General features: G+C 64.3%; 25 protein-coding genes, 1 tRNA gene, 3 pseudogenes and 1 riboswitch. Of the genes and pseudogenes, 17 read left to right on the top strand and 12 right to left on the bottom strand.

Annotated features, from left to right (window positions below; all coding sequences use genetic code 11):
- Positions 1-35 precede the first annotated feature (35 nt).
- Positions 36-153, bottom strand: a riboswitch (TPP riboswitch).
- A gap of 140 nt (positions 154-293) precedes the next feature.
- Complete coding sequence (locus OKW41_RS34300) at positions 294-698, bottom strand: GreA/GreB family elongation factor (RefSeq protein WP_429450775.1); 405 nt, start codon at positions 696-698, stop codon at positions 294-296.
- A 591-nt stretch (positions 699-1,289) separates the two neighbouring features.
- Between OKW41_RS34300 and OKW41_RS34295 the strand changes: the two genes are divergently transcribed.
- The 6 genes from OKW41_RS34295 to OKW41_RS34270 all read left to right on the top strand — a co-directional run bounded on the left by OKW41_RS34295 (position 1,290) and on the right by OKW41_RS34270 (position 5,992).
- Positions 1,290-1,748, top strand: coding sequence for a hypothetical protein (locus OKW41_RS34295; protein ID WP_429575358.1), 459 nt, complete (start codon positions 1,290-1,292; stop codon positions 1,746-1,748).
- A gap of 112 nt (positions 1,749-1,860) precedes the next feature.
- A complete protein-coding gene (locus OKW41_RS34290; protein ID WP_429575357.1) occupies positions 1,861-2,724 on the top strand; it encodes a DUF1223 domain-containing protein in 864 nt (287 codons plus the stop codon).
- A 48-nt stretch (positions 2,725-2,772) separates the two neighbouring features.
- Positions 2,773-3,417: a cytochrome b/b6 domain-containing protein gene (locus tag OKW41_RS34285; RefSeq protein ID WP_429450770.1), complete on the top strand. Its 645-nt coding sequence runs from the start codon at positions 2,773-2,775 to the stop codon at positions 3,415-3,417.
- A 70-nt stretch (positions 3,418-3,487) separates the two neighbouring features.
- Positions 3,488-4,291: a molybdopterin-dependent oxidoreductase gene (locus OKW41_RS34280; protein ID WP_429575356.1), complete on the top strand. Its 804-nt coding sequence runs from the start codon at positions 3,488-3,490 to the stop codon at positions 4,289-4,291.
- 92 nt (positions 4,292-4,383) lie between these two features.
- Positions 4,384-4,626 (top strand): pentapeptide MXKDX repeat protein, encoded by a 243-nt coding sequence (locus OKW41_RS34275; RefSeq protein ID WP_429575355.1) that lies wholly within the window; start codon positions 4,384-4,386, stop codon positions 4,624-4,626.
- Between the two features lie 436 nt (positions 4,627-5,062).
- Entirely contained in the window at positions 5,063-5,992 is a 930-nt protein-coding gene (locus OKW41_RS34270) for an EamA family transporter (protein ID WP_429450766.1), read from the top strand.
- 36 nt (positions 5,993-6,028) lie between these two features.
- Here OKW41_RS34270 and OKW41_RS34265 read toward each other — a convergent pair.
- From OKW41_RS34265 to OKW41_RS34255, 3 genes and pseudogenes are all read right to left on the bottom strand, one after another.
- Positions 6,029-6,673 (bottom strand): annotated as a pseudogene (locus OKW41_RS34265) (FAD-dependent oxidoreductase); the annotation flags it as partial.
- A gap of 224 nt (positions 6,674-6,897) precedes the next feature.
- Entirely contained in the window at positions 6,898-7,035 is a 138-nt protein-coding gene (locus tag OKW41_RS34260; protein WP_018421109.1) for an entericidin A/B family lipoprotein, read from the bottom strand.
- A gap of 218 nt (positions 7,036-7,253) precedes the next feature.
- Positions 7,254-8,755: pseudogene (locus tag OKW41_RS34255) on the bottom strand (sensor histidine kinase).
- A gap of 182 nt (positions 8,756-8,937) precedes the next feature.
- On the opposite strand from OKW41_RS34255, the gene OKW41_RS34250 reads away from it, so the two are divergent.
- The 5 genes from OKW41_RS34250 to OKW41_RS34230 all read left to right on the top strand — a co-directional run bounded on the left by OKW41_RS34250 (position 8,938) and on the right by OKW41_RS34230 (position 11,371).
- On the top strand, positions 8,938-9,114 hold the full coding sequence (locus OKW41_RS34250; RefSeq protein ID WP_026225929.1) for a DUF1328 family protein: 177 nt from the start codon (positions 8,938-8,940) through the stop codon (positions 9,112-9,114).
- Between the two features lie 93 nt (positions 9,115-9,207).
- Complete coding sequence (locus tag OKW41_RS34245) at positions 9,208-9,369, top strand: DUF1328 domain-containing protein (protein WP_012400904.1); 162 nt, start codon at positions 9,208-9,210, stop codon at positions 9,367-9,369.
- Positions 9,370-9,577: 208 nt separating this feature from the next.
- Entirely contained in the window at positions 9,578-10,123 is a 546-nt protein-coding gene (locus OKW41_RS34240) for a ferritin-like domain-containing protein (protein WP_429575354.1), read from the top strand.
- Between the two features lie 163 nt (positions 10,124-10,286).
- A complete protein-coding gene (locus OKW41_RS34235) occupies positions 10,287-10,919 on the top strand; it encodes a response regulator (RefSeq protein ID WP_429575353.1) in 633 nt (210 codons plus the stop codon).
- A gap of 20 nt (positions 10,920-10,939) precedes the next feature.
- Positions 10,940-11,371: a response regulator gene (locus tag OKW41_RS34230; protein ID WP_090800917.1), complete on the top strand. Its 432-nt coding sequence runs from the start codon at positions 10,940-10,942 to the stop codon at positions 11,369-11,371.
- 23 nt (positions 11,372-11,394) lie between these two features.
- On the opposite strand, the gene OKW41_RS34225 is transcribed toward OKW41_RS34230, so the two are convergent.
- From OKW41_RS34225 to OKW41_RS34190, 8 genes are all read right to left on the bottom strand, one after another.
- Positions 11,395-11,748, bottom strand: coding sequence for a DUF1493 family protein (locus OKW41_RS34225; protein WP_429575352.1), 354 nt, complete (start codon positions 11,746-11,748; stop codon positions 11,395-11,397).
- Between the two features lie 377 nt (positions 11,749-12,125).
- A complete protein-coding gene (locus OKW41_RS34220; protein WP_429450758.1) occupies positions 12,126-13,325 on the bottom strand; it encodes an MFS transporter in 1,200 nt (399 codons plus the stop codon).
- Between the two features lie 141 nt (positions 13,326-13,466).
- Positions 13,467-14,291, bottom strand: a complete 825-nt coding sequence (locus OKW41_RS34215; protein WP_429575351.1) for a phosphodiesterase — start codon at positions 14,289-14,291, stop codon at positions 13,467-13,469.
- A 57-nt stretch (positions 14,292-14,348) separates the two neighbouring features.
- Positions 14,349-15,395 (bottom strand): ABC transporter ATP-binding protein, encoded by a 1,047-nt coding sequence (locus OKW41_RS34210; protein WP_429575350.1) that lies wholly within the window; start codon positions 15,393-15,395, stop codon positions 14,349-14,351.
- Positions 15,392-16,306, bottom strand: a complete 915-nt coding sequence (locus OKW41_RS34205) for an ABC transporter permease (protein ID WP_429575349.1) — start codon at positions 16,304-16,306, stop codon at positions 15,392-15,394. Before OKW41_RS34205 ends, OKW41_RS34210 begins: the two co-directional genes overlap by 4 nt.
- A gap of 50 nt (positions 16,307-16,356) precedes the next feature.
- Complete coding sequence (locus tag OKW41_RS34200; RefSeq protein WP_429450751.1) at positions 16,357-17,181, bottom strand: ABC transporter permease; 825 nt, start codon at positions 17,179-17,181, stop codon at positions 16,357-16,359.
- Positions 17,178-18,260 (bottom strand): ABC transporter substrate-binding protein, encoded by a 1,083-nt coding sequence (locus OKW41_RS34195; RefSeq protein WP_429575348.1) that lies wholly within the window; start codon positions 18,258-18,260, stop codon positions 17,178-17,180. Before OKW41_RS34195 ends, OKW41_RS34200 begins: the two co-directional genes overlap by 4 nt.
- An 84-nt stretch (positions 18,261-18,344) precedes the next feature.
- On the bottom strand, positions 18,345-19,439 hold the full coding sequence (locus OKW41_RS34190; protein WP_429575347.1) for a LacI family DNA-binding transcriptional regulator: 1,095 nt from the start codon (positions 19,437-19,439) through the stop codon (positions 18,345-18,347).
- Between the two features lie 144 nt (positions 19,440-19,583).
- On the opposite strand from OKW41_RS34190, the gene OKW41_RS34185 reads away from it, so the two are divergent.
- The 6 genes and pseudogenes from OKW41_RS34185 to OKW41_RS34160 all read left to right on the top strand — a co-directional run bounded on the left by OKW41_RS34185 (position 19,584) and on the right by OKW41_RS34160 (position 23,960).
- Positions 19,584-19,668: transfer RNA gene (locus OKW41_RS34185), tRNA-Leu, on the top strand.
- A gap of 183 nt (positions 19,669-19,851) precedes the next feature.
- The gene (locus OKW41_RS34180; RefSeq protein ID WP_429575346.1) at positions 19,852-21,069 is read left to right on the top strand and encodes a tyrosine-type recombinase/integrase; all 1,218 of its coding nucleotides are present in this window, start codon (positions 19,852-19,854) and stop codon (positions 21,067-21,069) included.
- A gap of 156 nt (positions 21,070-21,225) precedes the next feature.
- Positions 21,226-22,086, top strand: a pseudogene (gene pqqE, locus OKW41_RS34175) (pyrroloquinoline quinone biosynthesis protein PqqE); the annotation flags it as partial.
- 30 nt (positions 22,087-22,116) lie between these two features.
- A complete protein-coding gene (locus tag OKW41_RS34170) occupies positions 22,117-22,284 on the top strand; it encodes a hypothetical protein (protein WP_429293479.1) in 168 nt (55 codons plus the stop codon).
- Between the two features lie 141 nt (positions 22,285-22,425).
- Positions 22,426-23,061, top strand: a complete 636-nt coding sequence (locus tag OKW41_RS34165) for a hypothetical protein (protein WP_429293478.1) — start codon at positions 22,426-22,428, stop codon at positions 23,059-23,061.
- Between the two features lie 80 nt (positions 23,062-23,141).
- Positions 23,142-23,960: a hypothetical protein gene (locus OKW41_RS34160; protein ID WP_429450734.1), complete on the top strand. Its 819-nt coding sequence runs from the start codon at positions 23,142-23,144 to the stop codon at positions 23,958-23,960.
- Positions 23,961-23,990 lie beyond the last annotated feature (30 nt).

The raw sequence follows: 23,990 nt of genomic DNA, 5'->3' as shown, positions 1-23,990 counted from the left end.
TCGGAAATCGCGGAGAGGTGAGGCCCTTGAGGCTGGAGCGAAATCCGTACGCTTCCCTGCGCTGGCATTATCCAGATCAGGTTCAAAGGGTATTTCTCACCCACGCAACACGGACCTCCAGCTCCGCGCTACGCAGGACCCCCGCGTTAGCAGCGCACACGATACACCGCCCGCCGGCGGTTTGGCAACCTGTCTGAATGATTCAAAAACTGGTCCGGATGAAACCAGACATCTCCTATGCTTGATTCGAGATCGCATCAGACAGGGCAACTTACAGCGAGGGAACGGTCGGCTTACAGTGAAAAATCGTCGGCGGCTTCAGGCTGATACAGGATTTTGTCGAGCTTGAGCACTTTCTGATCGCCGCTGGGTGGCGTGAAGCGGATGCTCTCGCCGCGGCGCGCGCCGAGCAGCGCGAGGCCAGCCGGCGAGAACACGTTCAGGCGCCCTTGCCCGAAATCGGCGTTGGGCGGATAGACGACGGTCCATGTCATCTGTTCGCCGCTCGCCGTGTCGATCAGCGTCGCTTGCGAGTTCATCGTGACGACGTCGGCGGGGATGTCGTGCGAGTCGACGATCACCGCGCGTTCGAGCACATCGTCGAGCATGTGCTGCAACTTGGCGTCGGCAGCCGCGTATTTCTCGAGGCGGGTCACGTCGAGTTCGGTCAGGTAGCAGGTTTTGATCTTCTTCATCATCAGGACTCCGGATAAGGCGGTCATGGAAGGCGGCGTGCAACGACCCATGGGGTGGTCGGCGGATGAGTGGACGAATGGGAGAGCCCGGTGCCCGGCGACGCGGCCCTGGGTATTGGCGGGCTGCGTCAGCGAGGGCGCCGGGCGGCGTGAAGCGGGACCGTTCGGGACGTCTCGCCGGGGCCGTGCGACGCGACGTCCGCGCGCGCGCACTCGCCTGCGCGGCATGGGCGCAAGCGGGCGAGAGCACGGAAAGTCGGACGACGCAGAGAAGTCACGGGCAAAACGACCAGGTGTTGGGGAAGAGCGATCGAGAGGTGCCGGGCGACAAAGCGTGAGGCCGCGCGGCAGCAGCGAGACGAAAGTTTGATGTTAGCACGCTGTCTCACGCAGCTCCGTTTGCGACGTCGCGCCCGACGATTGACCGTTTTTGTGCGGTGCGAGAAGAAAGCGGTGTGGTCCGCATTGCGTTCAAGCCAGTCAGAGGATTGCCGTTAAACAAAGTGCAGCGAAGGCCGCACTCCAGCGAAGCGATTCGCGGGATGGCGCGTGAATGGCGCGAGGCGACTCGCGCCGATTGACAAAGAGGTGCACATGAAAGCGGAAAGCAGGCGGTGGCGAACGTTCGGTCGCACAGTCGCGGTGGTGGCATTGCTTGCCGCGCCGCTGGCGGCGCCGGCGGCATCGACGGTGACGGGCGGCGTGATCCGGTTCGAGGGGATGATCGTTGCACCGCCGATGCAGATCAGCGTGGATACGGCGCCCCCTGGCGTCGCCGTCGGTAGCGCGAGCGTCGCGGGTCAGCGCTTCTCGCGCACGGTGACGTTCAGCGCGCCGCCGGGCGTCGTCAGCGGGGCCGATGTCGCGCTCGAAGTGAACGGCGGCACGCAGTCGCGCGATCTGGTGGCGGCGCGGTTCGTCGATGGCACCGGGCGCGTCGCGACGGCCCGCGACGGCCACTACGCGGTCGATCGCGCGGGCGGCGTGCTGTCGCTGAACGCGAAGCGCACCGATACGGACACGCGCGTGACGGTGGTGGTCAGTTACGACTGAGTCGCGGGCGAGTTTTGGCTGGCTCATCCCATGCCGGAAAAAAAATTAAAAGAGGCTTGTCATAACCGGCCGCGCGGCTCGACAAACGTGCAGATTACGATCGGAGCACGTCATGTCGACCGCGCACAATCGCTCGATACTTCAGCGCTTTACGACTTTTTCGACGCCCACCGTCGGCCTCGCGCTTTTTCTGCTGAGCGCTTCTGGCATCAGTGCGGCCGACGCGGCCGGGCCCCTATGCGCCACGCACAGCCCCGCGCACCGCGTCGCGCTCGTCGAGCTGTACAGCAGCGAGGGCTGCGATAGCTGCCCGCCCGCCGACCGCTGGCTCAGTCAATGGAAAAGCGACGGTGCCGCGCACGGCATCGTGCCGCTCGCGCTGCACGTCGACTACTGGAACAGCCTCGGCTGGACCGACCGCTTTTCCCAGCATCGCTTCACCGAACGTCAGCAAACGCTGACGCGTCTCGCGGGCGCGCACACGCTCTATACGCCGGAAGTGTTCGTCGCGGGCCGCGAGCTGCGCAACTGGTCGCAACGCGACAGTTTCGAGCGCCGCATCGACGAGCTCGTCGCCGAACCCGCCCAGGCGAGCGTCGCACTTGCGCTGAGCCCGCGTGCGCCCGGCGCGTTCGATGTCGATGCGCAGTTCAGCACGACGGCAGCCGCCGCCGCGGGTGCGTTGAGCGCCTATCTCGCGATCTATGAGAACGCGCTGACGACGCAGGTCGGCGCGGGCGAAAACCGCGGCGCGACGCTGCATCACGAGCGCGTCGTGCGCGCCTGGTTCGGGCCGGTGCCGCTCGTCTCCGGTCACGCGCGGATTCATCAGGACATCGATGTACACGCTGCGAGCGTCGATGCGCAAGCCGATCCGAGCGCCAACGCCGCCGACCGCTTCGGCGTGGTCGCGTTCGTCGAAAGCGACGCGAGCGGCGACGTGCTACAAGCGACCGACCTTCCCGCGTGCCGTTGATCGACCTCGCGCGCGCCGCATTCACTACCGCTGCTCGAGGAGAGCCCCATGTCCACACCCCACGCCTTGCGCCCCAGCGCACCCGCCGCGCCCACCGCGCCGAAGCGCGGCGTCATTCATCCGCTGTGGCTGCGCATCACGCATTGGCTGAACGCGCTCGCGGCGATCGTGATGATGCTGTCTGGCTGGCGCATCTACGACGCGTCGCCGATCTTTCCAGCGTTCACCTTCCCGACCGCGATCACGCTGGGCGGCTGGCTCGGCGGCGCGCTGCAATGGCACTTCGCGGCGATGTGGCTGCTGGTGTTCAACGGTCTCGTGTATGTCGCGCTGAATCTCGCGAGCGGGCGCTTCGTGCGCAAGTTCCTGCCGCTGACGCCGCGCGCGGTACTGCGCGATTTCGTCGCCGCGTTGCGCGGGAAGCTGTCGCATGGCGATCTGCGCGTCTACAACGCGGTGCAGAAATTCGCTTACCTGTTCGCGATCGCCGATCTGATCGTGCTCGTGCTATCGGGGCTCGCGATCTGGAAGTCGGTGCAGTTTCCGCTGCTGCGCGAACTGATGGGCGGCTACGACAACGCGCGCATCGTGCACTTCAGCGCGATGTCGCTGCTGGCCGCGTTTCTCGCCGTGCATCTGGCGATGGTCGCGCTCGTGCCGCGCTCGTTGCTCGCGATGTTGCGCGGACGTTGAGCCCGCGGCTACCCACGCGCATGCTTACGCTCATGAAATCGCAACGCGAATTCCCTACGGATACCGAATCATGAACAAGCCGATCGAAAATCCAGCCGACCAAACCACGCAGCGTGTGAGCCACAAGCTCGACCGCGCATCGATCCTGATCGATGCGAAGCGCGAACTGGCGATGCCGTCGCGACGCCTGTTCGGCAAGCAGCTCTTGACGCTCGGAGGCCTGTCGATGCTGACCGGCTGCTCGCTGACCGACGACGCTTCCGTGAACCGTTTTCTCACCGCCGTGTCGCGGCTGAACGATCGCGCGCAGGCCGCGCTGTTCGATCCGAAGCAGCTCGCGCCGACCTACACCGAAGCGCAGATCACGCGGCCGTTTCCATTCAACGCGTACTACGGCATCGACGAGGTGCCGCACGTTGACGGCTCAGATTATCAATTGAAACTGAGCGGCCTCGTCACCGGCCAGCGCGTGTGGACGCTGCCCGAGCTGTACGCGCTGCCTCACGCGGAGCAGATCACGCGACATATCTGTGTCGAAGGCTGGAGCGCGATCGGCCGCTGGGGCGGCACGCCATTCGGCGATTTTCTGCGGCGCGTCGGCGCGGACACGACGGCGAAGTACGTCGGCTTCAAATGCGCGGACGACTACTTCGAAAGCATCGACATGCCGACCGCTTTGCATCCGCAAACGCTGCTGACGTTTTCCTACGACGGCGAACGGCTGCCCGCGAAATACGGCTACCCGATGAAGCTGCGCATGCCCACCAAGCTCGGCTACAAGAATCCGAAGCACATCGTCGAAATATTCGTCACCAACACGTATCCCGGCGGCTATTGGGTCGACCAGGGCTACAACTGGTTCGGAGGCTCCTGACGCATGCGGGCGCACGCGCGCTTGCGGCAGCGGCTTCGGAAGCACGCCGGCTCTCGCCGGCTTCGATTCAACCACCACCAAGGAGTCATCCCATGAAGAAGATTGCAGTTACGACGATCGCGTTGTTGATGCTGGCAAGCGGCGGCACGGCCTTCGCGCAGGCGAGCGGCGCGATGTCCAACGATGAGATGTCGAAGGACGCGATGTCGAAAGATTCGATGTCCAAAGACAGCATGTCGAAGGACGGCACGAAAAAGGACACGATGAAGCACGACTCGATGAAAAAGGGCGGCGACGCGATGAAGCACGAGGCGTCGGGCGCGATGGGCAACTGAGTCGGCGCCGAGCGTGCTTAGCGATCCTGCCGATGCGCGGCCGCGCATCGAAAGGATCCGACACTGACCGCAAGCCGGGGATGCGTCCCCGGCTTTTCTGTTGCGGGAAACCAAAAAGTTACGATTCTGTCGCGTGGCGTTCTCGGCGCTTACTGCATAATGCGGTGCGCGCCGCGGCTTTGCCAACCTTGCCGCCGCGCAGCGCGGCCGCGTTGCATCGCGTCGTTTTGACCGACGCGGCCGCCACCGCCGTTTCTGGCGCTTCCGGCGCCGCCCATCGTCTTACCGTTCCACCGACATGTCCGCCAGCCTCGCCCATCCGACCGCATCGCCGATGCGGTGCCCGCCATCCCGCCCGAAAGGTATCGACGCAGGCTCGGCGCCTCGCGGGCATCGAGCGCATCGCGCGGGTCGAGTGGCGACGGCGGGCTGAAGCATGTCGCTGCAACGTTCAGCTTTTTCTCCGCGTGGCTGGCCGCCGCGCCTGCCGCAGTCGCGCAACGGGCGGATCGTGCTCGCGCTTGCCGTCGTTTATCTGGTGTGGGGCTCGACGTACCTCGGCGTGCACGTCGCGCTCGGCTCGTTCCCGCCGCTGCTGATGTCGGGCTTGCGCAACCTGTTCGCCGGCATCGGTCTGTTCGTGTTCGCCGCGCGCCGCAAGCCGATCTGGCCGAGCTTCGCCGAAATCCGCAACGCGGGCCTCGTCGGCACGATGCTGGTGGGTCTGTCGAGCGGCATGCTCGCCTACGGCATGCGCACGGTCGGCACCGGCACCGCGGCCGTGATGGTCGCGACCGTGCCGCTGTTCGCGACCGTGATCGCGGCCGTCGCCGGACGCAAGATCGGCCGCGGCGAATGGTTCGCGGTCGGGCTGGGGCTCGCCGGCATCGTGATTCTGAGTCACGGCGACAGCACGCCGGGCTCGACGGGCGGCAGTCTCGCGATTCTGTGCGGCGCACTGTTCTGGGCCGGCGGCGCGCATCTGGCCGGGCAGCTGAAGCTGCCGTCGGACCTGTTTCTGTCGACCTCGCTGCAGATCGGCCTCGGCGGCGCGATCTCGACGCTGGTCGCGTGGGCGTCGGGCGAGCGGATGCTCGAGCTGCATTTTCTGCCTCTCGCCGCGTTCCTGTATCTGATGTTGATTGGGACGATGGCGGCGTACGTCGCCTACGGTTATCTGATTCGCCACACGAGCCCGATCATCGCGAGCAGCTGCATGTATGTGAATCCGGTCGTCGCGGTCGCGCTGGGCGCGCTGCTGCTCGGCGAGCCGGTCACCCGCTCGACGGTAATCGCGACGATCGTGATTCTGATCAGCGTCGGCATGTCTTTCTGGTTCGATTACCGAAAGAAGCGCAGCGCCTGATAGCGGCGCGGTTCTCGTCGAACCGCGCGCCCGCTATCAAAGCCTTGCCGCCAGCTCCGCGCCCTCGCGGATCGCGCGCTTCGCATCGAGCTCGGTCGCGAGCTTCGCGCCGCCGATCACATGAAAACGCGGGCCGCCGCTGCCGTGGTTGCCGTCGACCGTCGACGGCAACAGCTCGCGCAACGACTCCTGCCCCGCGCACACGACGATCGTATCGACGTCGAGCCATGCGTCGGCACCGTCTCGCGCGATTCTGAGACCGCGCGCGCTGATCTCCCGATACTCGACGCCGCCGAGCATTTGCACGCCGTTGCGCGCGAGCGTCGCGCGATGAACCCAGCCCGACGTCTTGCCGAGGTCCGCGCCGAGCTTGCCGGCCTTGCGCTGCAATAGCCAGATCTGCCGCACCGGTTGCGCGGCAACAGGCGGCTTCAAGCCGCCGCGCTCGCGCACCGCGAGGTCGACGCCCCATTCGTCGAGCCATGTATCGCGAGGCACCGGCAACGGCTCGCCCACGCGATGCAGCAGATACTCGCTGACGTCGAAGCCGATGCCGCCCGCGCCGATCACGGCGACGCGCGCGCCGACCGGCGCACCGCGCAGCACGTCGACATACGACAGCACGTTGGGCCCATCGATGCCGGCAATCGCCGGCCGCCGCGGCACGATGCCGGTCGCGACGTTGGCAAGACATGCAGGGACCGTGTAAGTGGGGGCCGCACGAACGATACACCGCGCGCCGGGGGGACGGCACGGCGATCCGCGAGGGTGGGTCGCCGTGCCGTTTCATCGCGTTCTGAAAACGCGTCGCGTCGAGTGCCAGCCAGCACGCGATCATTCACGAAAAGAAAGCCCGCCGCGGCATCCCGCGACGGGCTTTGCAAATCCTGCTGCCATGTGCCGGCTTATTTCGCCTTATCCGCCTCGTTCGTGATGGCGTGGCCGCCCTTCGAAATATCCTCGCCAGCGCCCGCCATCGTGTTGCAGCCGGTGACAAGCATGGCGGTTCCTGCGAGCACAAGCAAAGCGATCAGTCGAGTCATGAAACTTCTCCTTGTCGAGAATGCATCGGTTGATGTCGTCCGACCGGGGCCATGCCAGTCGATCAGGTCTCGATCCGGTTTCGAACCGGCCTGATTGCATGGTAAAAAAAGGGCGGGGGCGGCGCTGTCGGCCGTGCCGCGATTTTGTTGTAGGCGTGCTCCGGTGTTTGCGTCGGCGCACTCCTACAACGGCTTGGGGGCGCTGCGGCGAGCATCTGTCAGACGGGGCTTTGCGACGAAGTGGGCGGCGTGGCCGGCGACGTCGGCGGCTGATCGACCGAAGGCGTCGCGGCGCTCGCGCTCGGCATCACGACGTCGATGTCGGTGCCGTTTTGCGCGCCACGGCGGATGTCGAAGCGCCCGCCATGCGCGGCCACGCGCTGACGCATGCCGAGCAGGCCGTGCGTATGTGTGCGCTTCAGGTCGGCCGGCATGATACCGACGCCGTTGTCCGCGATATGCAGCGCGACCTCGCCGTCGCCGACCCGCAATGCGATTCCGACCTTCGAGGCCCGCGCGTACTTGGCGGCGTTCGTCAGCGATTCCTGCGCGACCCGAAACAGCGCGATTTCGGTCTGCTCGTCGAGCTGGATATCATCGGCGGGCAGGTGCAGCTCGAGCGTCCAGTTGTTGCGCTGCGCGGCTTCGTCGGCGAGCGTGCGCAGCGCGGTAACGAGCCCGAAATTGGCCAGCACGGTCGGCCGCATGTCCTCGATGATGCGCCGCTTCAAGGCGATGCCCTGGTCGAGATTGGCGAGCGCGCGCTGCAGCTTGTCGGCGATGTCCGGCTCGCTGTCCTTCAGCTTGCGGCGCGCCCATGCGACGTCCATCCGGCATGCGGTCAGAATCGCGCCGAGTTCGTCGTGCAACTCGCGCGCGAGCTGGGTCTTTTCGTTTTCGCTGACCGCCTGCAGATGCCAGCCGAGCGCTTCGAGCTGCCGCGTGCGCTCGTTGACGAGCTGGTCGAGTTCCTCCTGCTGCGTGATCAACTGACGCTGCGCGCGCGCCTGCCGGTCGATCTGGATGCCGAGATTGCGAAACAGCAGAATGAACAGCACGATGTTCAGCGCCGACAGACCCGCCGCGCGCACAGCGTCGACAGCCGCTGGTCGGCGCGGCTCGCGGCCAGCGCGTGCTGAGCGCGGCGCTCCTCATTGTCGCGCAGCAGCGCGAGCGTACTGTCGATCAGCGACGCGTCCGCCGGGTTGACGTCGCTCGCGGGCCCGCATGCGCCGAGATCGAGCGGATGCGGCGCGGCGTGCTGCATCGCGGCGGCGCCCGCGCCGATGCGCGCGTCGATCAGAGCGAGAATCTGCGTGAAGCTCGCGAGTTCCGCGCTGTCCGCGTGGCCGCCGCGATAGAAGTGGTCCAACTGCTGCGTGGTGTCGCGGATGCGCGCGGCGCTCGCGCAGAACGCGTGGGCGGATGCGTCGTCCTTCGTTAGAAGAAACTGGTTTTGTTGCGCGGTGAGGCGCGACAGCTCGCTCGCGAGTGTGCTCAGTCGCACGGTGACGTCGCGCGCTTCAAGCGCGGTTTCATACTCGGCGGTGATGCGCTGACGCGCGGTCTCCAGAATCACTAGGCCTCCCACCGTGATCACGATCGCCACCGTCATCGCGATCGCCCAGCTGCGATTGCGCATCCAGTCGGCGAGCCGCGCCGTGGCGCGCGCGCCAGGTTGTTCCGGTGGGTTCTGCAGATTCGACACGTTCGGCTCCAGAAAGAGGGGGCATCGACACCGGCATCGACTCCGGCATCGCGCGAAGCCAAGCGCGTAATGTCGTCGTAATCCAATGTAAGCGGATTCTCACACGAAAAACGGCGAGCGTCGGAATGCGCGTGGCGCCGCGCATCGATAGCATGGACCCGATCGTTCATGCAATGTTTCGGGAGGAAGCCATCATGTTGAAGTGGGCACTATTCTTCGCGATCGTCGCGGTGATCGCCGGTCTTCTCGGTTTCACCGGCATCGCGGCCGGCGCGGCGGCGATCGCGAAGTTCCTGTTCTTCGTCTTTGTCGTGCTGTGCGTGGTGTTCCTCGTGCTGGGCTTCGTCGTGACGAAGAAAACGATCGATTAGCGCGGCCATCGCAGTGGCGGCAAGCCGCGCCCTCACAGCAGGCGAGCGATTTGCTGGTAGTCGATTGGAAGGCCAACAAAAGGGAGAAATGCCATGCTTCACTATGCTCTCGTCTTCTTCGTGATTGCGATCATCGCAGCCGTGTTCGGCTTTACCGGCATCGCGGCCGGCGCGGCCGAAATCGCGAAGATCCTGTTCTACATCTTCCTCGTCGTGTTCGTGGTCACGTTGCTGCTCGGCGTGTTTCGAACCTAGCCGCGCGAGCCGGATGAACGCAACATGAGGTAGGCAGCGAAGGACGCAATGTAGGAACAGGTAGTCAACAAGGCGCGTGAACGCGCGGCGTTTGAATCCCCGATCGAGGCGCCCGCGTTCGAAGCGCGCCGTCATTCCACCCTCGGCGCATCAGGCGCGATTCGTGCTGATGCGCGATTCCCCCAATACCGGATAAAGGAGAAGTTCGATGGCGAAGCAATCTGACGACACGTTCGTGATGGACATCAAGAAGATCCGCGAGGACGCGCGCAAGCATATGTCGGATGGTCCGGTCACGCAGAGCTATGGCGCGAATCGCGAGACGGTGCTCAAGCTGCTCAACGACGCGCTCGCCACCGAGATCGTCTGCACGCTGCGCTACAAGCGCCATTACTTCATGGCGAAGGGCATCAATTCCGAAGCGGTCGCGAGGGAATTCGCCGAGCACGCGACCGAGGAGCAGGAGCACGCCGATCGCATCGCCGAGCGCATCGTGCAGCTTGGCGGCGAACCGGATTTCGCGCCGGACGGCATCAAGGCACGCGCGCATTCGGAATACAAGGAAGGCACCGATCTGACCGACATGATTCGCGAGAACCTGATCGCGGAGCGCATCGCGATCGACACGTACCGCGAGATCGTTCGGTATCTCGGCGAGAAGGACGTGACCACGCGCCGGCTGTTCGAGGAGATTCTCGCGGTCGAAGAAGAGCATGCCGACGATATGGCGGATCTGCTCGCGGGGCGCGAGTAGCGCACCAGGCGACAAGGGAAGCGTCGAAGGACCGGGTCGCGGGCGAACTCGGGAATGCCGGCGGCTGCGGTGCGATGCCGCCCTCGCATTCCGCGTCCAGCCGTGGCCCCGGATCATTACAATGTCCGCATCGGAGCGACTCCCTTTGCACGGAACCCAACCGATGATTCGAGTGCTGATAGCTGACGATCATGCGATCGTTCGAGGTGGTTTCAGACAGTTCGTCGCCGACGAGCCGGACATGTGCGTCGCCGCCGAGGCCGCCACCGGCGAGGAAGCGATCGGCCTCGTGCGCGAGCAGGCATTCGACGTCGTGCTGCTCGACATCGCGATGCCGGACAAGAACGGCATCGATACGTTGCGTGTGATCAAGCAGATGCGTCCCGAGCAGGGCGTGCTGATTCTATCGGGCTATCCCGAGAGCCAGTACGCGATCAATCTGCTGCGCGCGGGCGCAAACGGCTATCTGAACAAGGACTGCGAGCCGGAAGAAATCGTGCGCGCGATCCGCTCGGTCGCGCGCGGGCATCGCTATCTGTCGGAGGCGGTCGCCGATACGCTTGCCGACAATCTCGACAAGCCTGCCGCCGGGCGTCCGCATGAAGCGCTGTCGGAGCGCGAATTCCAGATCTTCTGCAAGCTCGCGGCCGGCCAGTTGCCGACCGAGATTGCTGAAGAGCTGCATCTGTCGGTCAAAACGGTGAGCACGTATCGCGCGCGGGTGCTCGAGAAGATGCGTCTCGCGAACAACGCGGACCTCACGTATTACGCGATCAAGAATGGCCTGATCGAATGACGGACGATCGAGATATTCCGATGAACAGCGAACCGAACCCCGCTACCGAGTCAGCCAGCCGCGCGCCGTTGCGCGTGCTGCTGATCGAGGATTCGCCGCTGATCCGCCGCAGCCTCGTGGAGGCGATCGATGCGTCGGGCCTGCTGCGCGTGGCCGCCTATGCCGATTCCGCCGATCAGGCGATCGCGCTGCTCGGCGACGAAGCGTTCGACGCGGTGATCGTCGATTTGCAGCTGAAGCTGGGCTCGGGCGTGCCGGTGCTTGCGTATCTGCAGCGCGAGGGGCTGATCGATTCGATGTTCGCGGCGGTGCTGACCAATCACGCGTTGCCCGCGTACCGCGAGCGCTGCGAGCAGTATGGCGTGCGACACTTTTACGACAAATCGTTCGAGTTCGATCGCGTGCTCGATGCGCTGCATGAGTATGCGTTGGGGAGGGGTGGGGGAGTGTAACGACTCGACCGTAGTTGGCGTTTCTAGTCCTGTTTCCACGCTCCGCGCTTCATCGCTTCTTCGAGCATCCCAAGGGTAAGCGAACGTCCGCCGAGTGATTCTCGCGCGCTGGAACTGAACGGGGACTTCAACGCGGCCACGACGATGTCGCGCTTTCGCATGTTGGCGGATGGAACGTGGTAAGCGACGTCGAAATCGCGCAGGTCCACGTGGAAGCGGTCAGCCCATGCCTGCATCACCTCGACGATTTTCGCCGGCTCCCAATCCAGATCGTGATACAGATCCATGTCACGGGTCAGCTTGTCGTCGAGAGGCAGCCCGGCGGGAGTGCGCATTTCGCGGATGAACCGAGCGAGATCGAGCCATACGTCGTTCATTACAGACGATCCTCCGGTTTCACCAGGCGGTTATATGCATTAACCGTCTTGTAGCCGATTATTGCCACGTCAGATGCGGTGATTATCCACCCCACTCCGGGAATTGCTCGACCGACGAATACGCCCAGATGGCTCGTCAACTTCACGCGCAGTAGTTCAGACTTGATCGGGCTGGGGACGACGCTTAACACGTCTATGAAAAATGGTTCAAGTCTTCGACTCGTGCCAAACCAGTCCGTTAAGCTATCCAGTAACGACGAATTATGAAATGGGCGCAAAATGATTCCGCGCGACGGAATGCGACAGGCGTTGCCAGGCTGCCCCCAGCGGTGGCAAATCGACAAGACGGTTCTTATCCGGCTCTGGTCAGCCTTATATCAATGCCCAGCCCGCGCCGGCAACCGCAAATGATTCCACGCGCCGAGCCCGGCAAACGCGATCCCCGCGATAGTCACGCCGACCCACCCGAACACCGGCCACACGATCGCGCCGACACCCGAGCCCAGCGCCCCGCCGATGAAATACGCAACCATGTACACGGTATTCACGCGGCTGCGCGCATCGGGCTTCAAGGCGTAGATGCGCGACTGATTCGAAATCTGCGCGGCCTGCACGCCGATGTCGAGAATGATCACGCCGACCACGAGTCCCGCGATGCTCTTCGCCGACGCACCGAAGATCACGAACGCGATCACGACCAGCACGAGCGACATGGTGATGATGGCGCGCGGTCCACGCCGGTCGGCGAACTTGCCCGCGAGCGGCGCGGCCAGCGCGCCGGCCGCGCCGACGATACCGAACAGCCCTGCCGCCTGCGGCCCGAGATGAAACGGCGCGCCCGCGAGCAGCAGCGCGAGCACCGACCAGAAAATGCTGAACGCGCCGAACAACGCCGCACCGGTCAGCGATGCCTCGCGCAGCGCGCGATGCTCGGTTACCAGGTGCCACATCGACACGAGCAGCTTGCCGTACGGCAACGTCGAGGTCGGCTGACTCTTCGGCAAACGCAAAATGATGACGACCGCGAGTGCGAGCAGCGCGACGACGGATGCGCCAAACACCGCGCGCCAGCCGAAGTATTCGGCGACGATGCCCGCCGCGGTCCGGGCGAGCAGGATGCCGAGCAGCAGGCCGCTCATCACGGTGCCGACCGCGTGGCCGCGCTCGGACGGCGGCGCGAGTTCGGCCGCGAACGGCACCGCCTGTTGCGCGATCGTCGCGAGCACGCCGATCGCGAGACTCGTGACGATCAGCACCGCGAGCGTCGGTGCCGACGCCGCAATGACGAGCGCGACGCACATGCCGGCGATCTGCAGCAGGATCAACAGACGCCGGTCGAAGCGATCGCCGAGCGGCGCGAGCAACAGCATGCCGGCGGCGTAGCCGAGCTGCGTGACGGCCGGCACCGCGCCGACCCATGACGCGCTGCCCGGAAACGACTGGCGGAAGTTACCGAGCAGCGGCTGGTTGAAATAGATGTTTGCGACCGAGACACCGGCGATCGTCGCGAGCAGCAGCAACACGCCGCGCAACGACCGGGCGGAGGAAGCGGAAGCGGAAGCGTCGGAAGTGGACATGACAGGGGCGGATCGACGGACCGGCCCATGCGCGGTCCTCAAGCGTGCCGATCATACCGGAGCGGCGGGGTTCGTGCTGACGGCCGCGCGAGGCTCGACCGCGCAGCCGGTATCAGGCGGTTGCGAAGCGTGTCCGGCGGTTCAGTCGATCAACGCGCCAGCGTCGTAGAACGGATACGGGCCGTCGGCCGGGTCGACATACGCATGATGCGTGACGATGCCCGTCGCCGGATCGTAGTAATGGAGCGCATACGCGGGCGGCTCCATCACGAACGCCGACGGTCCGTCCTCGCGAAAATCGAGCGCCACCTGGTGCGCGGGCGCTGGAATCGCGCTCGCGATCGTGCCGCCGAAGCGCACGAACATCGACCGATGCACGTGCCCGCAGAGCACGCGCTCGACGTTGGGATGCTGTGCGATCAACGCCGCGAGCTTGTGCGACGCCGCCCGGTCGAGCCGGATCTCGTCCATATGCCCGATGCCGCACGCGAACGGCGGGTGATGCAGCGCGACCACGACCGGCTTGCCGCGCGCCGCATCGAGCTGCCGCTCGAGCCACGCGAGCCGCGTGTCGCACAGCATGCCGGCGCTCGAACCGGGCACCAGCGAATCGAGCGCGATCACGCGCAGCGAGCCGACGTCGAGCGCGTACTGCACGAACTCGCCGCCGCTCAGCAATTCCTCGCGCTCGGGAAACGCCGCGCGCAGCGCGTCGCGTTCGTCGTGATTGCCGACCATCAGGAAGTAGGGGATCGCGAGCGGCGCGAGCAGTGTTTTCAGGCGCGCGTACTGCTGGGGGTCGCCCTGATCGACGAGGTCGCCGGTGATCAACACCGCGTCGGGGCGCGGTGTGAGCGCGTTGAGCGCGTCGACGCAGCGCGCGAGGTAGGGGGCGGTATCGACGCGGCGATACGCGAGTGCGCCGGGTTGCTTGATATGCAGGTCGCTAATTTGAGCCAGCAGCATGACAGAGGTCCTTCGGGTTGCTTCGGGTCGGGCGCCAGGATGCGGCGCTGTTTTTACCTACGATAGCGCAATCAGTGCGTCCGGCTCGATCGAGATGCCGACCGGCGTGCCGCGCGCAAGCTCGATGCGGCCCGCGACGTCGACGAAGAGCGGCTCGGGCGCGGCACCGCCAATCGTCAGACGCGTGCGTTCGCCGAGGAACGCGGTGCTTTCGATCTGGCCGCGCAGCTGCGCGAGCGCGGGGTCGGTGAGCCGAGCATCCTCGGGGCGAAAGAAGATTTCGTGCGCGCTGCGTGCGTTCGACGCATGCGCGGGCAACGGCACGGCGCCGCCGCTCGTCGCCAGCATGCCGTCGCGCGGCTCGCCCGCGACGCGGTTGATCGTGCCGACGAACTGCGCGACCGTGCGATTGGCCGGACGATAGTAGATGTCGCGCGGCGAACCGATCTGCTCGATGCGTCCCGCGCTCATCACGACGATGCGATCGCCAAGCTCCATTGCTTCGGCCTGATCGTGCGTCACGTAGACGGTCGTGATGCCGAGTTCGCGCAACAGCGCGTTCATCTCGCTGCGCAATGCGTCGCGCAGACGCGCGTCGAGCGCGGTCAGCGGTTCGTCGAGCAGCAGCACGCGCGGCTGCACCGCGAGTGCGCGGGCGAGCGCCACACGTTGACGCTGGCCGCCCGACAGTTGATCGATCGGTTTGTCGGCGTGCGCGATGAGCCGCATCATGCCGAGCAGTTCGTCGACGCGTTGTCGCGCGACTGCGGCCGGCACGCGTTTGATCTTCAGACCGTAGCCGATGTTGCCGCGCACGGTCAGGTTCGGAAACAGCGCGTAGCTCTGGAACACCATGCCGACCGCGCGTTTTTCGATCGGCAGCGTGGTCACGTCGTCGTCGCCGAATGCGATGCGGCCGCCCGCGTCAGGTGTTTCCAGGCCCGCGATCAGGCGCAGCGTCGTCGTCTTGCCGCAGCCCGACGGTCCGAGCAGCACGAGGGTTTCGCCCGCGCCGATCGTCAGGTCGAGCGGTTCGAGCACGCGCGTGCCGCGAAACGTTTTGGCGCACTGCGTGAGCGTGATGGGAACCGAGGTCAGTTTCATGGCGTGTCGATGGGCTTCGCGGAAGAGGCGGCGCCGCGCTTTTTCGATGCGCTGCGCTGGCCGGTCGCATCGACGCCGAGCCATTGCATCGCGACGAGCAGCGGCATCGTCATGGTGAAGAACAGGATCGTGTACGCGCTGCCGATCTCGATGCGCATCGACGCGTAGGTGTCGGCGAGGCCGACCGGCAGCGTCTTCGTGTCGGGCGTGTGCAGCATCCACGTGAGGTTGAATTCGCCGATCGACAGCGTGAGCACCGCGAGCGCGCCCGCGACGATGCCCGGCCGCGCGTTCGGCAGCACGATCGTGACGAAGCGCGTGAAGAAGCTCGCGCCGAGGCTCGCCGCGCCTTCTTCGAGCGTGCGCAGATCGCTGCTCGCGCAGACCGCCGCGACCGCGCGTACCATGAACGGCAGCGTGAACACCACATGCCCGACGACGATGAATGCCGCGCTCATCCGAAACGCCGTGAAGCCGCCGTAGATCACCAGCAGCGCGAGTGCCGATGCGAGGCCGGGCAGCGCGATCGGCAGCACCAGAAACTCTTCGACGATGCGTGCGAAGCGCGTCTTGCTGCGCGCGAGCACATAGCCCGCGGGCACGCCGGTCAGCAGCGTGACGACGAGCGTCGCCGCGGCCACTTCGAGCGACAGCCACACCGAGTCGTGATACTGGGTCCACACTTCGACGAGCCAGCGCAGCGTGAGTCCGCTCGACACGCCCTTGAAGTAGTTGACCGTCAGCCCGGCGACGATCGACATGACGACCGGCACGATCAGGAACGCGCACAGCAGCAGTGTGACGAACCATTGACCCGCGGCGAGCCATGTTCGCGTGGAAGGCCACGCGCGTCGCGCGCGCGGTCCCGCTGCCGGTTGCGAAGACGGCGAAGGGGCGGTGATTGAGTTCATAGGTAGGTAGTCGTTGCGTTCGCGAACGCGCGGCTCCGGCGACGCGCCGTTCACGCGCTCGCCGCCACGCCCGAACCGCTCGCGCTGCGCGCGATCGCCAGCACTGCCCACGTGACGATGCCCAGCACGATCGACAGGCCCGCGGCCGTCACCATGTTCGCGTTCAGCGTGAACTCGGTATAGATGGTCATCGGCAGCACGTCGATGTCGGTGGCGAGCGTGAACGCCGTGCCGAACGCGCCCATCGCGGTCGCGAAGCACACGGCGCCCGCCGCGATCAGTCCGGGCGACAGCGCCGGCAACACGATGTCGCGCATGATGCGCCACGGCGATGCGCCGAGCGAGCGCGCGGCCTCTTCGAGCGATGCATCGAGCTTGGTCGCCGATGCCATCACGGTGACGATCACGCGCGGAATCGAGAAGTACAGATAGCCCAGAAACAGGCCGCTCATCGAATACGCGAACACCCAGCGATCGCCCGCGAGTTTCAGCGACAGCGCGCCGATCAACCCCTGACGTCCGGCGAGCATGATGACCATGAAGCCCACGACGACGCCCGGAAACGCGAGCGGAAACGTCAGCAGCGCGAGCAGCGTGCGCTTGCCGGCGAACTCTCGACGCGCGAGCAGCAGCCCCGCGATCACCGACAGCACCAGCGTGGCCGCCGTGACCCCCGCCGACAGCACGACGGTCGCGCCAAGGCTCGACATGTAACGCGCATTCGTCAGCATTGCGCGATACGTCGCGAACGCATGGCCGCCGCCGGAGAGCTGCGCGAGCGCGACCATCGGCAGCAGCCAGAACGCGATGAAGACCGCGAGCGCGGGCGCGAGCAACGCGATGCGCCAGCGCAGCGGGAACGTGACGTCGTTCAATGCATCACCTGTAGATAGCGCTCGCCGAAGCTCGACTGCTTGTCGGCCATCTTCGCGAAGTCGACCGGCTTTGCGCGCGCGTATTCGCTGGCGGGGAGGAACTGCGCGGCGGTCTGGGCGTTCATCGCGCTCGCGCGCACCGGCCGCAGATACGCCTGCGCCCACAGCTTCTGGCCTTCGTCGGACAGCACGAAATCGAGCACCTTCTTGCCGTTCGTTTCGTGCGGCGCACCCTTCACGAGACTCATCACGTACGGCACCGAGATCGTGCCTTCCTGCGGAATCACGAACTCGACATTCGCGTGATCCTTGTACTTCGCGCGGTACGCGTCGAAGTCGTAGTCGAGCAGGATCGGAATTTCGCCGGACAGCACGCGCGCGTACGCGGTTTGCTTCGGCACGATCGGCGCATTCGCCTTGAGCTTTCTGAACCAGTCGAGACCCGGCTCGAAGTTGTCGAGCGTGCCGCCGAGCGCCTGGTTCACCGCGACCGCGCCCGCATAGCCGACGAACGCGCTCGACGGATCGAGATAACCGATCATGCCTTTGTATTCGGGCTTCAGCAGATCGGCCCACGAGCGCGGCACCGGCTTGCCTTCGAGCGCGTCCTTGTTGACGAAGAAACCGAGCGTGCCCGAGTGGATCGTGAACCAGTAGCCTTGCGGGTCTTTCAGGCCGGCGGGAATGTCATCCCAGTGCGCGGGCTTGTACGGCTGGATCACGCCCTTGTCCTTGGCCTGGAACGCCGACGATACGCCGAGATACACGACGTCGGCGACCGGACTTTTCTGCTCGGCCATCAGCTGCGCGATCGATTGTCCTGAGTTCTTGTTGTCGAACGGGACGCGAATGCCGGTCTTTTGCTGGATCGCCTTGATCTGGCTCGCCCAGTCGGCCCATTCGGGCGGGCAGTTGTAGCAGATCGCGGTTTCGTCGGCGCGCGCGGCTTGCGGCGCGAGCGCGACGAGCGCCGCGCCGGCGACGAGCAGGCTCGCCGGCAGTGCGGTCGCGGCGGAGCGCGAGAGTTTCTGCCACAGCGGTATGAGCGAGGATGCGAAGCGTGAGGTTGAGCGGGGCACTGCGGGTCTCCCTGTGTCGGATGGGTTGCGCGGGTTGGGGATGACAGCCAGGGCGCGCGTATGCGCGTGCCTTCATTGGGCTTCTTATGCGAGCGGCTTTTCGATGGCGGCCGCAGCGCTCGGGACGTGGGTCGGCGACGCTCCGTCGAGATTCGCGTGCGATCCGAGCGCCGCGATCGTCGCGCCTTCGCGCAAGCTGTGCGGCAGCGTCAACGCGCGCGAGGTTGCGCAGAACGCCCGCTCGTCGCGCGCGCCGCCGATGCGTGCGAGCAAGCGCTGCCACGCCGCACAGCCGATTTCGCGATTCGGCGCGCAGACGCTCGCGAGCGCCGGCGACAGCAGTTCGCCCATTGCGAGGCCGTCGAAGCCGAGAATCGACATGTCCTGCGGAATCCTCAGACGCGCGCGACGCAGGCCGCGCATCACGACCATCGCGAGCAGATCGTTGCTGCAGAAGAGGGCGGTCGGACGGTTTGCGCCGTGCGTCAGGTGCGCGAGCACGGACGGCGCGAGTTCGTCGGCGTTGAAATCGACTTCGAGCGCGGGCGCGGCCGTGAGGCCGGCCTGCTGCATCGCCTGCGTGTAGCCGAGATGACGCTGACGCGCGCGATCCGACGCCGCGAACGAGCCGGCCAGCATCAGGATGCGGCGATGGCCGTGCGCGATGAGCCGGCGCACGCCGTCGTAGGCGGCGAGGCGATTGTCGACCGACACCGACGGGCGGCGCACCGTGTCGTTGTGCATCAGTACGTATAGCAGGCCGTCGCGGTCGAGTTCGTCGAGCAGCGGATGGGTATCGGCATCGGCGACGGTCAGGATCAGTCCTTCGACGCGATGCTCGCGCAGTGTTTCGATTGCGTGACGTTCACGGTCCACGTCGTACTGCGTGGTCATCAGCATCAGCCGATAGCCTTGCGCTGACGCGAGATCGTCGATGCCTTGCAGGCATTCGGCGAACACCGGGTTCGCGAGCGTCGGCAGGATGACGCCGACGAGGCGCGTGCGCTCGCCGCGCAATTGCCGGCCGAGCGGGCTCGGGCGGAAGTTCAGCGCGTCGATCGACTGACGTACCTTGTCGAGCGTGACGGGGTTCACGGTGTGCGGCGCGTTGATCGCGCGCGATACCGTGGCGATGGAAAAGCCCGCGTGGGCGGCGACATCCTTGATCGTCGGCGTCATCGGTTTTCGGCCCGCTGTAATCGTTTTCGTGAGCGGATTATCGGCAACTTTTGTGACTTGGGGATGAATGCGGGTGTCGGGCGCTTTTTTGGGGCGGCCGCGAGGCGATGGTAGAATTCGCGACCACGCGCGATTGCCACCTCTGCCGGGGTGATGAAATTGGTAAACATAGCGGACTTAAAATCCGCCGCCTTCGGGCTTGCCGGTTCAAGTCCGGTCCCCGGCACCAAGAAGTATTCCACCTGATTCCTGTAAATTCCTTGAACCCTTGATGCAGCAATGCTTCGAGGGTTTTTTGTTTTCCAGAAAATTCGCGGAGTTCCATTGACATCCGGGGGCATGTGGGGACATCTTAGGGGGAATGTTGGTGAGTAGCCGACGTCCTTGCAAAAAATGCCCCCAGGAGGTCTTCATGCCCCTGACTGACATTGCTGTGCGTAGCGCAGCCCCTCGCGAGAGGGCCTATCGACTGACTGACGGTGGCGGGATGTATCTGGAGATTGCGCCGTCGGGAGGGAAATACTGGCGCCTCAAATACCGATTCGGTGGTAGAGAACGACGTTTAGCGCTAGGCGTGTACCCTGACGTATCGCTCGCGGCAGCGCGCAGGAAGCGAAGTGCGGCGCGTGAACAACTGGCGGCCGGGATCGACCCGAGCGACGTAAAAAAGGCTGATAAGCGCGCCGCAAGGCTCAACGCCAACAATTCATTTGAGGGTGTAGCCCGCGACTGGCTGGAGGAGCGCAAGTCGGTTGTGCAGATCGGTCAGCACGAAAAGACACTCGCCCGTCTGCAAAATGACGTATTCCCCTGGCTGGGCAAGCGTCCTATCACCGGGGTCGACGCGCCCGAGATTCTGGTGGTGCTCAAGCGGATCGATAGTAGGGGTGCGCGATATTCAGCGCACCGGGTACGCAGTGAAATCAGCCGCGTTTTCCGATATGCGATCAAGGAAGGCAAGGCAAAAAGCGATCCGGCAAAAGACCTGATCGGGGCGATTCCGCCTCCAATAGAAAAGCACTTTGCTGCGCTGACCGAACCCGCGAAGGTGGCGGAAATGCTCAGGGCCTTCGATGGCTTCTCGGGGACGTTTCCCGTGCTCTGCGCGCTCAAGCTTGCGCCGATGCTGTTCGTGCGGCCTGGCGAGCTTCGCCGGGCCGAGTGGGTGCAATTCGACCTGGATAAGGGGGAGTGGCGCTATCTAGTGACAAAGACGCGGACTCAACATTTGGTGCCACTTGCAACCCAAGCTGTGGCTCTCCTGCGAGAGTTGCAGGCACTGACCGGTAAAGGGCGTTTTGTTTTTCCCGGCGCTCGTTCGACGTTGCGTCCAATGAGCGAAGCGGCGATAAATGCCGCACTCAGACGACTGGGTTACGACACCCGAACGGAAATTACCGGCCACGGTTTTCGCGCGATGGCCCGTACCATCCTGCACGAGGAACTGGAGCAGAAACCAGAGGTGATCGAGCACCAACTCGCACATGCCGTACCGGACAATCTTGGCTCGGCGTATAACCGGACTAAGTTCATCAGGGAGCGCCGAGTGATGATGCAGTTGTGGGCGGACTATCTAGACAAGCTGAAGGCGGGCGCAAAGATAATTCGTATTGGTGGCGTGGCAGGCTGACTCCGAATCGGTGTAAGTTCGAGCGACAGTATGGGGTGCAGGTGGTCGGAGGTTCAAATCCTCTCGCCCCGACCAATAGATATAAGCAACTGGTTGCTAGTTTCGTGACTGTGCGGCTCGCAGGACGCCGGCGACATTCACGAAACTAGCAACCAGTTGTATACGAACCTGATCTCCTCGGGTATCGGCTTGACCGCGGCGCGCATCGAGCGGCTCAAACTCGCGGGACTCGACCATATCCAGCTGTCGTTGCAGGACTCGACGCGCGAGCTCAACGACTTCGTGACGAGCACGCGCGCGTTCGAGCTTAAGCGCGCGGTCGCGCGGCTGATCAAGTCGCACGATTATCCGATGGTGCTCAACTGCGTTCTGCATCGGTTCAACCTGCCGCATGTCGGGCAGATCATCGAGATGGCGCTCGATCTCGGCGCCGACTACCTCGAACTCGCCAACACGCAGTACTACGGCTGGGCCATGCTCAACCGCGACCAGTTGATGCCGACCGCGGAGCAGGTTGCCGAAGCGGAGGACACGGTGAACCGCTATCGCAAGCTGGTTGGCGAGCGCTGCCGGATCCTGTTCGTCGTCCCCGACTATTTCGAGCAGCGTCCGAAGGCGTGCATGAACGGCTGGGGCTCGGTGTTTCTCGGTGTCGCGCCGGATGGAACCGCGCTGCCGTGTCATGCGGCGCGCTCGCTGCCGGGGCTTGCGTTGCCCAACCTGCGTGACATGTCGCTCCGGCAGATCTGGTATGAAAGCGACGCGTTCAACGCGTTTCGCGGCGAAGGCTGGATGCGCGAGCCATGTCGCGACTGTGACGAACGGCATGGCGATCACGGCGGTTGCCGCTGCCAGGCCTGGATGTTGACCGGCGACCCGGCCGCGGCCGATCCGGTCTGCGCAAAGTCGGCGCATCACGGACAAGTCGTGCAAGCGGTGCAGGTGGCGCGCCATCCCAAACCCGTGGACGAGCGGCCGTTGATCTTTCGCAGCAACGAGAATTCGCTGGCGCGTTGAGGGGAGGGGCTGACGCGCCAGCTGGAGGGCATGGGGTACGACTCAAGCGACCGGATCGTGATCGACGAGATGCAGGCCTGCTTGCTGCACACGCCTGCATCGTATATGCCGCTTGTCGATACGCCGGGCGCGGGAAGGATCAACGTGGCGAAGGTTAAGCGCGGCCTGGAGGAGAGTGTCGCGAAGGAGCAGCGATAGGAACGGGAAAAATGCGTCTCTGGCGGCTTGGGAGTCGACGAGACCCAAACGTCTGATCTTGTTGATTGGGCGGTGCAGTTTACCTATCCTTTTATCCGGGCTTAAGTGCGGCCCGTGTGCTACTCAGCGGAAGGGGCGGACATGTCTACACCCAACAAACTTGGGCTAACCATCACCATTCCAAAGACAGTCTTCAGTTATCCCTGCAACTACAGTTTTGATCACTTTGTGCCGCTTACGGTGATGAAGGATAAATGCGGAATGGATGTGAAGATGGTTTGGGAATCTGCCGATGGCAATCTTTTGCATCTCGCGGGGGTGTATAGCAACGAGCTCATATCCGCGCCGATAAAGGCCACAGGCTGTTTCGCCAATCGAGGTTTTCATGTTTCCAGCAAGGTGGATACATACCTGGGACAAAGCAACGATGAGCACGGCTTTCCTGCCGAGATCGCACTAACCGGCCCGGGTGAAATGGTTCTATACCAGGTCTTCGTCTATGGCACGAAACCGTGGACGGTTGCGCCATGCTCAGGATTTCAGATTACCCATTCCGTGACAGATATCGGTGACGGAAAATTCAAGGTGACCACCACCAAGGAAGGCAAGGCGGTGCGCTTTCGTCACAGTATCGATGCTAGCGAAGGGGTCGTCGTGGAGGAGCCCGTTGAATATTCGTCGGAGGCGGGGCGGGGGCGTGCAATCGTGGTTCAGATCGTCCAGAGTGGCGGGATCAACCCGGCGATTCTGGTCAAGGCCGATCTCTGCATACGATGACGGTGCCTCTGCAATTCAGGTACCCAGTTCAGGCACACATTCCGCAACAGCAACGGCCGCTCTGATCAGCCGATCGAGATATGGACTTTTCCCCCGGCGACATCATTATCGAGTACGACGACAGTACCGACGAAGCGAAGCATGCGCTGATCTGGGTGGCTGACGCCAAGGGAAAAACCGTCATCCACAGCAAGGACGTCGGGAACCTGCAGGGAGTCGTGCAGCAGTCCGTCGGCGCGCTAGCGGTCACCGACGACGACATCAAGTACTTCGTCTATCGTTACGGGAACTCCGCCGTGGCCGAGGCGGCAGCGTGGTTCGCCGCAAGATGGACCACGCGCAGCGACGATCCCATGGTGGTTGGGATGGTGAAATATGCCGAAACGAAACAACAGGTCGTGAAGGCGACCGTTCCCTTCGGACGGCGCGGAGATGAATACCAGACCAATGAAGCCTGGACTGCCGACTCTTTGGTCCGCGCGGTGCGAGCCTGGCACCGCGGGATCACGGGCGTGAAGCTTTCCAGTCGCAAGGGAATCAGCTGCTCGCAGTTCGTCACGTACTGTTTTCAGGCAGCCAGCCTGCACGCCGCGCTGCACAACATGTCCCTGCAATCACAGAAGGCGAAGGACTTTCTGTTGGGCCCGCAAAATTTCGTGGCCTTGAAAAAGGGAAACCGCTACAGCCTCATCTACGAAGCCCTGAAACCCGTGGTTCAGGATCTGAATGGCTGCATCCCGCCCGGCATGCTGGTCGATGCGAAGACGACGGACGCCGAAAATCTGCAGAATTGCCTCGAACGTGAGAACAGCAAGTTCAAATGCGTGGGTGTAGTGGCGACGGATAACCGGACCAGACCCACTAAAGCCTGGATCGAGGAGGAAGAGAAGTCGGATTGACGCAGCGAGCGGCCCCGCGGCGATGCCGGC

This window comes from Paraburkholderia sp. UCT70 (assembly GCF_050434085.1).
Lineage (GTDB): Bacteria > Pseudomonadota > Gammaproteobacteria > Burkholderiales > Burkholderiaceae > Paraburkholderia > Paraburkholderia tuberum.
This window is presented reverse-complemented; position numbering and strand designations above follow the sequence as displayed.